Raw genomic sequence first — 13,803 nt, 5'->3', positions numbered from 1 at the left:
GACCAGTGTTTGTGTTGGGGTCGGAGTGCAGCAGCGACCACGCGGGCGTGGGGCTGGAGTACGCCGCAGGGTGTCAGGCACCCAGCGTTATCGTTGGCGACCATCGCGAGCGTGCTCGCTCCTACAGGGGTAGTCGATGTAGGATACAAGGCCTTCATTCTAGACATTGCGCCGTCTGGCGCCTAGCTGCCCATGCCCATTCAGAATTCTCCGTACCAAGCCTTTGCCACCCTGCTGAGTTCCAGCGGCCACCCTGTTTCGCCTGCTGAACTGCATGGCCTGTTGCTCGGCCGCAGCTGCGCCGGTGCCGGTTTCGATGCGGAAGGTTGGCTGATCGACGCCGCCGAGCTGCTCGAAAATGAACCGCAGGACAATGTTCGCAATGCCTTGATCGGCCTGCAGGAGATGGTCAAGGGCGAACTCACCGGCGACGACGTCACTGTCGTTCTGCTGTTGCCGACCGACGACGCCCCGCTGGCCGAGCGTGCCGCCGCACTGGGTCAATGGTGCCAGGGCTTCCTCACGGGCTTTGGCTTGAATTGCCGCGACAGCAGCATGCTGAGCGCAGAGGCCAACGAAGTATTGCAGGATCTGGCAGCGATTTCCCAGGTACAGGACGCTCTGGAAGAATCCGAAGACGGCGAAAGCGATTACATGGAAGTCATGGAATACCTGCGCGTCGCGCCACTGTTGCTGTTCTCCGAAACCAAAAAAGCGGACCAGCCGGCGGCTGCCAAACCGTCGCTGCACTAAATAGACGCCACGGAAAGCCATCTGCCCATGATTCATATCCCGAAATCGGAATACAGCCGTCGCCGCAAGGCCCTGATGGCGCAGATGGAACCCAACAGCATCGCCATCCTGCCCGCTGCCGCGGTGGCCATCCGTAACCGTGATGTCGAGCATGTCTACCGTCAGGACAGCGATTTCCAGTACCTGAGCGGTTTCCCCGAGCCACAGGCCGTCCTGGTGTTGATGCCGGGGCGTTCGCATGGTGAATACGTCCTCTTTTGCCGCGAACGCAACGCCGAGCGGGAGCTTTGGGATGGCCTGCGCGCCGGGCAGGAAGGCGCGATTCGCGACTTCGGTGCCGACGATGCCTTTCCGATCACCGATATCGACGACATCCTGCCGGGCCTTATCGAAGGCCGTGACCGGGTGTATTCGGCCATGGGCAGCAACCCCGAGTTCGACCGGCATCTGATGGAATGGATCAACGTGATCCGCTCCAAGGCCAACCTCGGTGCCCAGCCGCCAAACGAATTCGTTGCCCTGGATCACCTGCTTCACGACATGCGCCTGTATAAATCGGCGGCGGAAGTGAAAGTCATGCGCGAAGCCGCACGGATTTCCGCTCAGGCGCACGTTCGCGCGATGCAGGCCAGTCGTGCCGGCTTGCATGAGTTCAGCCTGGAAGCGGAGCTCGACTACGAGTTCCGCAAGGGCGGGGCGAAGATGCCGGCCTACGGCTCGATCGTGGCGGCGGGGCGCAATAGTTGCATTCTGCATTACCAGCAGAATGACGCGGTGCTCAAGGACGGCGACCTGGTGCTGATCGACGCCGGTTGCGAGATCGACTGTTATGCCAGCGATATCACGCGCACCTGGCCGGTCAATGGCAAGTTTTCCGCGGAGCAGAAGGCAATCTACGAGCTGGTGCTGGCCGCCCAGGAGGCCGCATTCGCCGAGATTGCCCCGAACAAGCACTGGAACCAGGCTCATGAAGCCACGGTTCGGGTGATTACCCGCGGGCTCGTCGAACTGGGCCTGCTGCAGGGTGACGTTGATGAATTGATCGCCAGCGAAGCCTACAAGGCGTTTTACATGCATCGCGCCGGGCATTGGCTGGGCATGGATGTGCATGACGTCGGTGAATACAAGGTCGGTGGCGAATGGCGCGTGCTGGAGGTCGGCATGGCGCTGACCGTGGAACCGGGAATCTACATTGCTGCGGATAACCGCGATGTAGCGAAGAAGTGGCGCGGCATTGGCGTGCGCATTGAGGATGATGTGGTGGTCACCCGAACCGGCTGCGAAATTCTGACCAAAGGCGTACCGAAAACCGTCGTCGAGATCGAGGCCCTGATGGCACAAGCACGGACACAAGCGGCATGAGTCGAGTCAATCTGGCAATTATCGGTGGCGGCCTGGTCGGCGCCAGCCTGGCCATGGCGTTGCAGGCCGGGGCCAGGGCCCGTGGCTGGAAGATCGTGCTGATCGAGCCGTTCGCTCCCGGCGATACCTACCAGCCGAGCTACGACGCACGCTCCACGGCATTGTCCTTTGGCGCGCGGCAGATTTATCAGCGGTTGGGCGTCTGGCAGGAAATATCCCGCCGTGCCGAGCCGATCAAGCAGATTCACGTTTCCGACCGCGGGCGTTTTTCCACGGCGCGGCTGTCGGCGATGGAAGAGGGCGTCCCGGCGCTGGGCTATGTGGTGGAAAACGCCTGGCTGGGTCAATGCCTGTGGCAAGGCCTGGACAAGGACGTGATCAGCTGGCGCTGCCCGGCGGAGGTCACGGGCATGGAACCGCTGACTGACGGCTATCGCCTGACCCTCAATGACGAAACCACACTGGATTGCGACCTGGCGGTGCTCGCCGATGGCGGCCGTTCCGGCCTGCGCGAGCAACTGGGCATCGGCGTCAGAAAACGTCCGTACAACCAGAGTGCGCTGATCGCCAATATCACCCCGAGTGAAGCCCACAACGGCATGGCCTTCGAGCGTTTCACCGACGACGGCCCGATGGCGTTGCTACCGTTGCAGGACAACCGCTGCGCTTTGGTCTGGACCCGTCTGGGCATGGACGCACAACGCCTGGCCGCTCTCGATGAGCGCAGTTTTCTCAGCGAGTTGCAGGGTGTATTCGGCTATCGCCTGGGTACTTTGAAACAGGTGGGGGCACGGCACCTGTATCCCTTGTCGCTGGTGGAGGCCGAAGAGCAGGTGCGACCGCATCTGGCGATTCTCGGCAACGCCGCACACAGCCTGCACCCGATTGCGGGGCAAGGATTCAACCTGTCCCTGCGCGATGCCCAGGCACTGGCCGAGGCGCTGCTCGTCAGCGATCAGCCGCTGGGGCATTTCGCGACCCTGCAGGCCTATCGCGAACGTCAGCGCCTGGATCAGAACCTCACCGTCGGTTTCTCCGACCGCGTAACACGGTTGTTCGGCAGCAAACAGCCCTTGGTGTCGTTGGGGCGCAACCTGGGCCTGCTCGGCCTTGATCTGCTGCCGCCGGCCAAGCACTGGTTTGCCAGGCAAGCCATGGGGCTGGGTACGCGCCCTGATGTTTAAGTCGACGGCAACACATACCCTGCCGCAATTGCAGGTCGATATTCACGACGGCGCCGGCAACCTGATGGCGCACGTTGGTAAAACCCTTCACATGCGGCTCAAGCCGCGAGCGAGACAGGCCTAAAGCATGGAAATGCGCGCAGATCTGCTGATTGTCGGAGCCGGAATGGTCGGCAGTGCCCTGGCGCTGGCGTTGCAGGACAGCGGGCTGCAAGTCCTGCTGCTGGACGGCAGCCCCATGAGCGTCAAACCCTTTGATGCCAGTGCGCCGTTCGAGCCGCGGGTGAGTGCGTTGTCCATCGCCAGTCAACGGATTCTCCAGCGCCTGGGCGTTTGGGACGGCATCCTCAATCGACGCTGCAGCCCTTACAGCGACATGCAGGTCTGGGATGGCAGCGGCACCGGGCAAATCCACTTTTCGGCGGCCAGTGTGCACGCCGAGGTGTTGGGGCATATCGTCGAAAACCGGGTGGTGCAGGACGCCTTGCTCGACCGTCTGCACGACTGCGACCTGGGCATGCTGGCCAATGCGCGGCTGGAGCAGATGCGTCGCTCCGGCGACGACTGGCTGCTGACCCTGGCCGACGGCCGCACATTGCGTGCTCCATTGGTGATTGCGGCGGATGGCGCGAACTCGGCGGTTCGACGCCTGACGGGCGTTGCGACACGCGAGTGGGATTACCTGCACCATGCGATCGTCACCAGTGTGCGCAGCTCGAAAAACCATCAAACGACAGCCTGGCAGCGCTTTACTGATACCGGTCCGTTGGCGTTCCTGCCGCTGGAGCGGGACGGTCGGCAGGACTGGTGTTCGATCGTCTGGTCGACCACACCGAGTGAGGCCGAACGCTTGATGGCGTTGGACGACGAAAGCTTCTGCCGCGAGCTGGAGCGCGCCTTCGAAGGTCGGCTCGGTAACGTTCTGGAGGCTGACCCGCGCGTGTGCGTGCCGTTACGTCAACGTCATGCCAAGCGTTACGTGGCCGAGGGCCTGGCGCTGATTGGCGATGCGGCGCACACCATTCACCCGCTGGCCGGGCAGGGTGTGAACCTGGGCTTCCTCGACGCGGCGGTGTTGGCCGAAGTTCTGTTGCAGGCGGCTGCCCGGGGCGAGCGTCTGGCGGATGTGAAGGTGCTGAGCCGCTACGAACGTCGGCGCATGCCGCACAACCTGGCATTGATGGCCGCAATGGAAGGCTTCGAGCGGCTGTTCCAGGCCGACCCGCTGCCGGTGCGCTGGTTGCGCAATACCGGGTTGAAACTGGTGGAGCAGATGCCGGAGGCCAAGGCGCTGTTCGTGCGAGAAGCGCTGGGGTTGTCCGGAGATTTGCCGGCGCTGGCCAGGGCCTGAGCGTCTTTTCGGGGCTGATGGCTTGTTCGCTTGTAGGAGCGAGCGGTGCGGCGATCCGACTTGCCCGCGAAGGCGGCCTTGAGTCTTGCAGCGGCCATGAAAACGCCTTCGCCGGCAAGCCTGGCTCCTACGGAATATGTTGTTACCCCGTAGGAGCGAGCGGTGCGGCCACCCGACTTGCCCGCGAACAGCTCTGCATTAACGCCACCTGTATCAACGCGCGCAACATCTGGTAACTCCTTCGAAAAGTGTTCGATTGAGAAGCTAAATGTGAGTCCTTATCATTTGCCCTCATTTTTCAATCGAGGGAACGCCCCATGTTGGCACCGAAGCGTTTACTGACCGCACTCGCCCTGACCCTGATCGGCAGCACCATCGCCCAGGCCGCCGACGAAGTGGTGGTCTATTCCTCGCGTATCGATGAATTGATCAAACCGGTCTTCGATGCCTACACCGCCAAGACCGGCGTCAAGGTGAAGTTCATCACCGACAAGGAAGCGCCATTGATGCAGCGACTCAAGGCCGAGGGCGACAACACGCCCGCCGACCTGCTGCTGACCGTCGATGCCGGCAACCTCTGGCAGGCCGAGCAAATGGGGATTCTCCAGCCCTTCACCTCGAAAACCATCGATACGAACATCCCGCCACAATACCGTGCGTCCTCTCATGCCTGGACCGGCCTGAGCCTGCGGGCGCGGACCATCGCCTATTCCACCGAGCGCGTGAAACCGGGCGAGCTGACGACCTATGAAGCACTGGCCGACAAGAACTGGGAAGGCCGCCTGTGCCTGCGTACGGCGAAAAAGGTCTACAACCAGTCCCTGACTGCCACCATGATCGAAGTCCACGGTGCCGAGAAGACCGAAAAAATCCTCAAGGGATGGGTCAGCAACCTCTCCACCGACGTGTTCTCCGACGACGTCGCGGTGCTGGAGGCGATCAATGCCGGCCAATGCGATGTCGGCATCGTCAACACTTACTACTACGGTCGCCTGCATAAGGAGAAGCCCGACTTGCCGGTCAAGCTGTTCTGGCCGAACCAGGCCGATCGCGGAGTGCACGTCAATCTGTCCGGCATCGGCCTGACCCGGCATGCGCCGCACCCGGAAGCCGCCAAGGCCCTGGTGGAGTGGATGACTACACCTGAAGCACAGAAGATCTTTGCCGACGTGAACCAGGAATTCCCGGCCAACCCGACCGTGAAGCCTTCCGCCGAAGTCGCCGCCTGGGGCCAGTTCGTAGCCGATACCTTGCCCGTGGAAGTCGCCGGCAAGCGCCAAGCCGAGGCGATTCGCATGATGGACCGCGCTGGCTGGAACTGAGTCGCTCGCTATATGACGCTCCGCCTTTGCGGGGCGTTTTCGTGTTTCTGTAGGAGCCAGGCTTGCCGGCGAAGGCATTGTGTCTGTTTGACCGCGTTGCCAGGTTCGCCGGCAAGCCTGGCTCCTACGGGGAATAATTTTCGCTAGAGAATCAAACTTGTGGCCCACCCCGCCCAGCGTCGCTGGTATCCCCTGGTCTTCACCATCGCCGCGCTGGTGCTGCTGCCGCTGAGTGTCCTGCTGCTGTCCTGGCAAAGCGTCGATCAACAGATCTGGTCCCACCTCTGGGACACGCAAATGCCACGTTTGCTGGGCAACACACTGACCCTGGTACTTGGCGTCGGCGTCGGTGTGACGGTCCTCGGTGTGAGCCTGGCCTGGCTGACCAGTCTTTGCGAATTCCCAGGCCGACGCTGGCTGGACTGGGCGTTGATGCTGCCTTTTGCGATTCCGGCCTATGTGCTGGCGTTCGTCTTCGTCGGGCTGCTGGATTTTTCCGGGCCCGTGCAAACCCTGTTGCGCGAGTGGTTCGGTGCAGGGTTGCGCCTGCCGCGTGTGCGCTCCACGGGCGGGGTGATCCTGGTCCTGGTGCTGGTGTTCTATCCCTACGTCTATCTGTTGGCGCGCACTGCGTTCCTCGCCCAGGGCAAAGGCTTGATGGAGGCGGCAAGGGTGCTGGGACAAACGCCCTGGCAGGCGTTCTGGCGGGTGGCGATGCCGATGGCGCGTCCCGCCATTGGTGCCGGCGTGGCGTTGGCGCTGATGGAGACGCTGGCGGATTTCGGTGCCGTGTCGGTGTTCAATTTCGACACGTTCACCACGGCGATCTACAAGACCTGGTACGGGTTTTTCAGCCTTTCCAGCGCTGCACAACTGGCCAGCCTGTTGCTGTTGGTGGTGATGCTGGTGCTGTACGGAGAACGTCGTGCGCGCGGCGCGAATCGGGCAAGCAACGATCGGCCGCGGGTCAAGGCGTTGTATCACTTGCAGGGTTTCAAGGCGGCGCTGGCCACGGGCTGGTGCGGCTTGGTATTTGCCTGCGCCTTTGTCATTCCGCTGCTGCAGTTGCTGGCGTGGTTCTGGCAGCGCGGGCGATTCGATCTGGATGAGCGATACGCCGGGCTGATCGTCCATACCTTGTACCTGGGCGTGATGGCGGCGCTGATCACCGTCGGTGCCGCGATGGTATTGGCATTTGCCCGACGGTTGGCGCCAACCCGTGGTATCCGCGCGGGGGTCAGTCTGGCCAACCTTGGCTATGCCTTGCCCGGTTCGGTACTGGCGGTGTCGATCATGCTGGCGTTCAGTTTCCTGGACCGTGAGCTGGTGATCCCGCTTTCCGCCTGGTTCGGTGGCGCCGGCAAACCCTTGCTGCTCGGCAGTCTGTCGGCGTTGCTGCTGGCCTATCTGGTGCGCTTCATCGCTGTGGCCTACGGACCGTTGGAAAGCAGTTTGGCGCGTATACGGCCATCTTTGCCCGAAGCGGCACGTAGCCTGGGTGTCGGTGGACCGCGATTGTTTTTCAGCGTGTATCTTCCATTGCTGCTACCCGGCTCGCTCGGCGCGGGATTGCTGGTGTTTGTCGACGTGCTCAAGGAAATGCCCGCGACGCTGCTGATGCGACCGTTTGGCTGGGATACGCTGGCCGTGCGCATCTTCGAAATGACCAGCGAGGGCGAGTGGGCCAGAGCGTCATTGCCGGCCTTGACGCTGGTTTTGGTCGGGCTGCTGCCGGTCATCGGATTGATACGACGTTCGGCGCATCGAAACAGCTAGGGGGCGTTCTTAATTAGATTCCCCACGGCGGGGAAACCAATTAAGAACGCCCCCTAGGTGCCAGTCCTACACCTTGCGGCTACAATGCGCGGCATTCGGTGCGGTCCGTCTGACAGACAAGGCAGTAGAAATCGGCTGGAAGCCTTTTATTTCGGGGCTTTACTCGATAGAACACTCGTCCGCACCTTCGCCACGCCCGGAAGGAGAAACCCATGGGACAGCGTACGCCTCTGTATGACCTTCATCTCGCCCTTGGCGCGAAGATGGTCGATTTTGGCGGTTGGGATATGCCTCTGCATTACGGATCGCAGGTCGAGGAACACCACGGCGTGCGTCGTGACTGCGGTGTTTTCGATGTATCCCACATGACCGTGATCGATGTTCACGGCCCCCAGGCCAAGGCCTGGCTCCAGCATTTGCTGGCCAATGACGTCGAGCGCCTGCACAACCCCGGCATGGCGTTGTACAGCGCCATGCTCAATGAGCGCGGCGGCTTCGTCGACGACATGATCGTCTATCGCCTCGATGACGGTTACCGGTTGGTGGTGAACGCCTCCACCCGCGACCAGGATCTGGCCTGGATGCAGGCCAACCTCGATGGTTTCGATGTGCAGCTCATCGAACGGTCCGAACTGGCAATGCTGGCCATCCAGGGCCCCCACGCCCGACACAAGGTGGCCGAACTGGTCAGCCAGCCTCGCGCCACCTTGATCCATCAACTCAAGCCTTTTGAAGGCCGGCCTGATGGCGACTGGTTTATCGCGCGCACCGGTTACACCGGCGAGGACGGCCTTGAAATCATTCTGCCGGCCGATCAGGCGCCCGGATTCTTCAACGATCTGGTGGGCGCGGGCATTTCCCCGATCGGTCTTGGCGCACGCGATACCCTGCGGGTCGAAGCCGGCATGAACCTCTACGGCCAGGACATCGGCCAGGACGTTTCACCGCTGGTCTCCAACATGGCCTGGAGCATCGCCTGGGAACCGGCCGCTCGCCGGTTCATCGGGCGTACGGCACTGGAGGCCGAACGCAGTGCTGGCGTACAGCACAAACTGGTCGGACTGGTCCTTGAGGAGCGTGGGGTTTTGCGCGCTCATCAAGTGGTCCGTATCGCGGATGTTGGCGAAGGGGAGATCACCAGTGGTAGTTTCTCTCCTACGCTTAGCAAGTCGATTGCACTGGCGCGCGTACCGACGGCGACAGCCGACCGCGCGGAGGTGGAAATCCGTGGCAAGTGGTATCCGGTCCGAGTGGTCAAACCGACCTTCGTACGCCATGGCAAAACCTTGATCTAACCTTTCTGGCGGCATGACCGCTGACTATTTTCCTGAGGACACAGAACATGAGCGATATCCCTGCCGACCTGCGTTTTGCCGAAAGTCACGAATGGGCTCGCCTGGAAGCCGATGGCACCGTCACCGTGGGCATCAGCGATCACGCGCAGGAAGCGCTGGGTGATGTGGTGTTCGTGGAGTTGACCGAAGTGGGCAACGTGTTTGGTGCTGGTGATCAGGCGGGTGTCGTTGAATCGGTTAAAGCCGCTTCCGACATCTACTCCCCTGTCAGTGGTGAAGTCATCGCAGTCAACGATGAGCTGGGCGGTACGCCTGAGCTGCTGAACTCCGACCCGTACGGAGCGTGGATCTTCAAGCTCAAGCCAAGCAACCCGGCCGATCTGGACAAGCTGCTCGATGCAGCCGGCTACAAGGCCGCTATCGGCGAGTAAGCCTCGAGCGTCATGCAAAAGCCCCGATCCCTCGGGGCTTTTTTCATGGTGGATCAGGCGTCGCGTAGCACCGCTTTCACCGCCGCCACTGAACGCTCCACATCGGCCTTGCTCATGGCCGTGAACATCGGCAACGAGACGATCAGCCGACCGACGCGCTCGGCGACCGGGAACATGCCTTCCTTGAAACCGCGTTCGCGATAAAGGCTCAGCAAGTGGATCGGCGGGTAGTGGTAGCCGATACCGACACCCAGTGCCTGCATTTGCTCCATGAAGGTGGCGCGTGACGGTTTGCCATCCTTGCGTTCCGGCAGTACCAGCTGGAACAGATGCCAGTTGCTGTTGGTGAAATCTGCCGGCGGCAGTTGAGCACCGTACTGCGCTTCGAAGTCGTCACCAAAACAGGCGAAATAGTGGCGGGCCAATTCACGACGATGGGCAGTGATGGCTTCGATCTGAGCAAATTGACCAAGGCCAATGGTTGCCGCGATGTCGGTCATATTGAATTTGCCACCCAGTACGTCGACGTCCAGGCCATCGAAGCCGCTGCGGGTAACGCCCTGCAAGCGGTATTTTTCCGCCAGGCGCGCTTCCTCGGCATTGTTCAGTACCAGGCAGCCACCCTCGGACGAGGTGACGTTCTTGTTGGCCTGGAAGCTGAAGGAGACGAAGTCCCCGGTCGAACCGATGCGTTGCCCATTGCTGCTGGAGCCCAATGCCTGGGCCGCATCCTCGACAATCCGCAGGCCGTGCTTTTTCGCCAGGGCGTACAGGCGTGTCATGTCCACGGGAAGGCCGGCCAGATACACCGGAATAATGGCTTTGGTGCGCGGTGTGATTGCCGCTTCCAGCTGATCCAGGTCGATGTTGCGGGTGACCGGATCGATGTCGGCAAACACCGGGGTGGCGCCCACTTCCAGAATGACGTTGGCCGTCGCTACCCAGGAAATTGGCGTGGTAATCACCTCGTCGCCCGGACCGACACCGGCAATGCGCAAGGCGATTTCCATGGTGCAGGTACCGGAGTTGAACGTGCGCACCGGCCGCCCGCCAAAATAGTCGGAAAGTTGCGCTTCGAAGGCCTGGACCTTGGGGCCGCTGGTAATCCAGCCCGAGCGCAATACGTCGCCGACAGCGGCAATCGTGGCTTCGTCGATGGTGGGTTTGGAAAACGGCAGAAATGGCAGTTGGCTCATGAAAACAGTCACCTGATCAGCGGACATTAGGTATGCGCCGAGCATGATGATCCGGATTGGCCGACAGCGCCACGTCATCGACGCATATATCGGCTGCTATGCTGGTTTGACCGTGTTGCATCGACGCTGAGCGCCAGTCAAGAGAGAGCCCGTCATGTCCCAGTTGCCATCCTTGAGCCAGTTACACGACCCCAACGCCTTTCTTCGCCGCCACCTGGGGCCCGATGCCGCCGAGCAGCAGGCGATGCTCGACAGCCTGGGCCTGGGCAGCCGGGTCGAATTGATCGAGCAAACGGTGCCGCCGGGCATTCGCCTGAACCGGGCGCTTGATCTGCCGCCGGCCCTTGATGAAGAAGCGGCGTTGGCCAAACTGCGAGGCTATGCGCAACAGAACGAGGTCTGGACCAGCCTGATCGGCATGGGTTATTACGGCACGCTGACGCCGACCGTGATTCTGCGCAATGTGCTGGAAAATCCCGGTTGGTACACCGCTTATACGCCTTATCAACCGGAAATCGCCCAGGGGCGGCTCGAAGCGCTGCTGAACTTCCAGCAATTGACCATCGACCTCACGGGGCTGGAGCTGGCCAACGCTTCGCTGCTGGATGAAGCCACGGCGGCCGCTGAAGCCATGGCGCTGGCCAAACGGGTCGCCAAGTCCAAAAGCAATTTGTTTTTCGTCGATGAGAACTGTCATCCGCAAACCATTTCCGTGGTGCAGACCCGCGCCGAAGGCTTCGGTTTCCAGCTGATCATCGATGCTGTGGATAACTTGAAGCAGCACCAGGTGTTCGGTGCGCTGCTGCAATACCCCGATACCCACGGTGAAATCCGCGACCTGCGTCCGCTGATCGACCACCTGCATGCGCAGCAGGCGCTGGCCTGTGTGGCCACTGATCTGCTGAGCCTGCTGTTGTTGACGCCGCCTGGCGAGTTGGGCGCCGACGTGGTGTTCGGCTCGTCCCAGCGCTTTGGTGTCCCCATGGGTTATGGCGGACCGCATGCGGCGTTTTTTGCCAGCCGGGAAGAATACAAACGGGCGATCCCCGGCCGAATCATCGGCGTGTCGAAGGACGCGCGCGGCAACGTCGCCCTGCGCATGGCCCTGCAAACCCGCGAACAACATATTCGTCGTGAAAAGGCCAACTCGAACATCTGCACCGCCCAGGTGCTGCTGGCCAATATTGCCGGTTTTTATGCGGTCTACCACGGCCCGGATGGGCTCAAGCGCATTGCCCGGCGTGTACATCGGTTGACCTGCATTCTGGCCACCGGACTTGAGCGCAAAGGCATCAAGCGTCTCAACCAGCACTATTTCGATAGCCTGACGCTGGAAGTAGGCGGCACCCAGACCGCAATCATTGAAAGTGCCCGGGCCGCGCAGATCAATTTGCGCATCCTGGGGCGCGGGCGATTGGGGTTGAGTCTCGACGAAACCTGCGATGAAAGCACGGTAGCCAGGTTGTTCGACGTGTTCCTGGGGGCCGACCACGGCCTCGATGTTGCGGCGTTGGACGCCGAGTCCTTGCCTGCGGGCATCCCTGACGAGCTGATGCGTACCTCACCCTGCCTGCGTCATCCGGTATTCAGTACCCATCACAGCGAAACCGAGATGCTGCGCTACCTCAAGCAGCTGGAAAACAAGGATCTGGCGCTCAATCAATCGATGATCCCGCTGGGCTCATGCACCATGAAGCTCAACGCCACCAGCGAAATGATCCCGATCACCTGGCCGCAATTTGCCAACCTGCACCCGTTCGCTCCGAAAGAGCAGGCGGTCGGCTACTCGTTGATGATTCAGGAGCTGGAGCGCTGGCTGTGCGCGATTACCGGTTTCGACGCGATCTGCATGCAGCCCAACTCCGGTGCCCAGGGTGAATACGCCGGGCTGCTGGCAATCGGCAAATACCATGAAAGCCGCCAGCAGGGCGGGCGCGATATCTGCCTGATCCCGTCGTCGGCCCATGGCACCAACCCGGCTTCGGCGCAGATGGTCGGGATGCGCGTGGTGATTGTCGAGTGTGACGAGGCGGGTAACGTCGATCTGGAAGACCTGAAAGAAAAAGCCGCGCAGGCCGGCGACAAACTCGCCTGCCTGATGGCGACCTATCCATCGACCCATGGCGTGTACGAAGAAGGCATCAGTGAAATCTGTGAAGTTATCCACAGCCACGGCGGTCAGGTGTATATGGACGGCGCCAACCTCAACGCCCAGGTCGGGCTGGCGCGGCCGGCGGATATCGGCGCCGATGTGTCGCACATGAACCTGCATAAAACATTCTGCATTCCCCATGGCGGCGGCGGGCCGGGCATGGGACCGATTGGCGTGCGTGAGCACCTGGCGCCGTTCGTGGCCAATCACCCGGTGGTGCCGATTGACGGACCGCTGGCGCAAAACGGCGCGGTCAGTGCCGCACCGTGGGGCAGCGCAAGCATTCTGCCGATCAGCTGGATGTACATCGCCATGATGGGGCCGCAACTGGCAGACGCCAGTGAAGTGGCGATACTCGCGGCCAATTACCTGGCCCGGCACTTGTCCGGGGCGTTTCCCGTGCTTTACACCGGACGTAACGAGCGGGTCGCACACGAATGCATTCTGGATTTGCGTCCGCTCAAGGCGCTGACCGGTATCAGCGAAGAGGATGTTGCCAAACGCTTGATGGACTATGGCTTCCATGCCCCGACCATGTCGTTCCCGGTGCCGGGGACATTGATGGTCGAACCGACCGAGAGTGAATCGAAGGCAGAGCTGGACCGCTTCATTGGCGCGATGCTGAGTATCCGCGCGGAGATCAACGAGGTGCAGAACGGCAACTGGCCGGCGGATGACAACCCATTGAAACGTGCCCCCCATACACTGGCTGACATCACCGGGGTGTGGGAGCGGCCCTACAGCATTGAACAGGCCGTTACACCGGATGCCCACACCAAGGCCCACAAATATTGGCCGGCGGTGAATCGGGTGGATAACGTCTATGGCGACCGCAACCTGTTTTGTGCGTGCGTGCCGCTGGATGAGTACCGCTGAAACCCGAGGCATTGAATGAACGATGTGGGAGCGAGCCTGCTCGCGATAGCGCTGGATCAGCCGAGCAATTCGGTGACTGTTGCTCCGCTATCGCGAGCAGGCTCG

The 13,803-nt window shown here is 61.5% G+C and carries 10 protein-coding genes and 1 pseudogene; 10 read left to right on the top strand and 1 reads right to left on the bottom strand.

The genetic code is table 11. The annotated features are described in order from the left end of the window. The first annotated feature begins 192 nt into the window (after positions 1-192). The 9 genes and pseudogenes from ACQKP2_RS22305 to gcvH all read left to right on the top strand — a co-directional run bounded on the left by ACQKP2_RS22305 (position 193) and on the right by gcvH (position 9,474). Positions 193-753, top strand: coding sequence for a YecA family protein (locus ACQKP2_RS22305; protein ID WP_427579497.1), 561 nt, complete (start codon positions 193-195; stop codon positions 751-753). Between the two features lie 27 nt (positions 754-780). Beyond that, positions 781-2,115 (top strand): Xaa-Pro aminopeptidase, encoded by a 1,335-nt coding sequence (gene pepP / locus ACQKP2_RS22300; protein ID WP_427579495.1) that lies wholly within the window; start codon positions 781-783, stop codon positions 2,113-2,115. Next, positions 2,112-3,299: a 2-octaprenyl-6-methoxyphenyl hydroxylase gene (gene ubiH, locus ACQKP2_RS22295; protein WP_427579494.1), complete on the top strand. Its 1,188-nt coding sequence runs from the start codon at positions 2,112-2,114 to the stop codon at positions 3,297-3,299. Before pepP ends, ubiH begins: the two co-directional genes overlap by 4 nt. 19 nt (positions 3,300-3,318) lie before the next feature. Continuing rightward, positions 3,319-3,423 (top strand): annotated as a pseudogene (locus ACQKP2_RS22290) (tetrameric acyl-CoA thioesterase); the annotation flags it as partial. Positions 3,424-3,432: 9 nt separating this feature from the next. Then, positions 3,433-4,650, top strand: coding sequence for a 2-octaprenyl-3-methyl-6-methoxy-1,4-benzoquinol hydroxylase (locus ACQKP2_RS22285; RefSeq protein WP_427579499.1), 1,218 nt, complete (start codon positions 3,433-3,435; stop codon positions 4,648-4,650). Positions 4,651-4,967: 317 nt separating this feature from the next. Next, positions 4,968-5,972, top strand: a complete 1,005-nt coding sequence (locus ACQKP2_RS22280; protein ID WP_427579492.1) for an extracellular solute-binding protein — start codon at positions 4,968-4,970, stop codon at positions 5,970-5,972. A gap of 159 nt (positions 5,973-6,131) precedes the next feature. Then, a complete protein-coding gene (locus tag ACQKP2_RS22275) occupies positions 6,132-7,748 on the top strand; it encodes an ABC transporter permease (protein ID WP_427579490.1) in 1,617 nt (538 codons plus the stop codon). A 212-nt stretch (positions 7,749-7,960) separates the two neighbouring features. Further along, positions 7,961-9,043, top strand: a complete 1,083-nt coding sequence (gcvT, locus tag ACQKP2_RS22270; RefSeq protein ID WP_427579488.1) for a glycine cleavage system aminomethyltransferase GcvT — start codon at positions 7,961-7,963, stop codon at positions 9,041-9,043. A gap of 47 nt (positions 9,044-9,090) precedes the next feature. Continuing rightward, positions 9,091-9,474, top strand: a complete 384-nt coding sequence (gcvH, locus tag ACQKP2_RS22265) for a glycine cleavage system protein GcvH (RefSeq protein WP_427579487.1) — start codon at positions 9,091-9,093, stop codon at positions 9,472-9,474. A gap of 53 nt (positions 9,475-9,527) precedes the next feature. Here the strand turns inward: gcvH and ACQKP2_RS22260 are convergent, their stop codons facing one another. Beyond that, positions 9,528-10,670 carry a DegT/DnrJ/EryC1/StrS family aminotransferase gene (locus tag ACQKP2_RS22260; RefSeq protein ID WP_427579485.1) on the bottom strand — a complete coding sequence of 381 codons (1,143 nt, stop codon included), beginning with the start codon at positions 10,668-10,670 and terminating at the stop codon, positions 9,528-9,530. A gap of 154 nt (positions 10,671-10,824) precedes the next feature. Between ACQKP2_RS22260 and gcvP the strand changes: the two genes are divergently transcribed. Beyond that, positions 10,825-13,698 (top strand): aminomethyl-transferring glycine dehydrogenase, encoded by a 2,874-nt coding sequence (gcvP, locus tag ACQKP2_RS22255; RefSeq protein ID WP_427579483.1) that lies wholly within the window; start codon positions 10,825-10,827, stop codon positions 13,696-13,698. Positions 13,699-13,803 lie beyond the last annotated feature (105 nt).

Origin of the sequence: Pseudomonas sp. NPDC089569 (assembly GCF_050280625.1) — a bacterium.
GTDB lineage: Bacteria > Pseudomonadota > Gammaproteobacteria > Pseudomonadales > Pseudomonadaceae > Aquipseudomonas.
The sequence above is the reverse complement of the archived record's forward strand: the minus strand, read 5'-3'. Positions and strand labels throughout refer to the sequence as shown.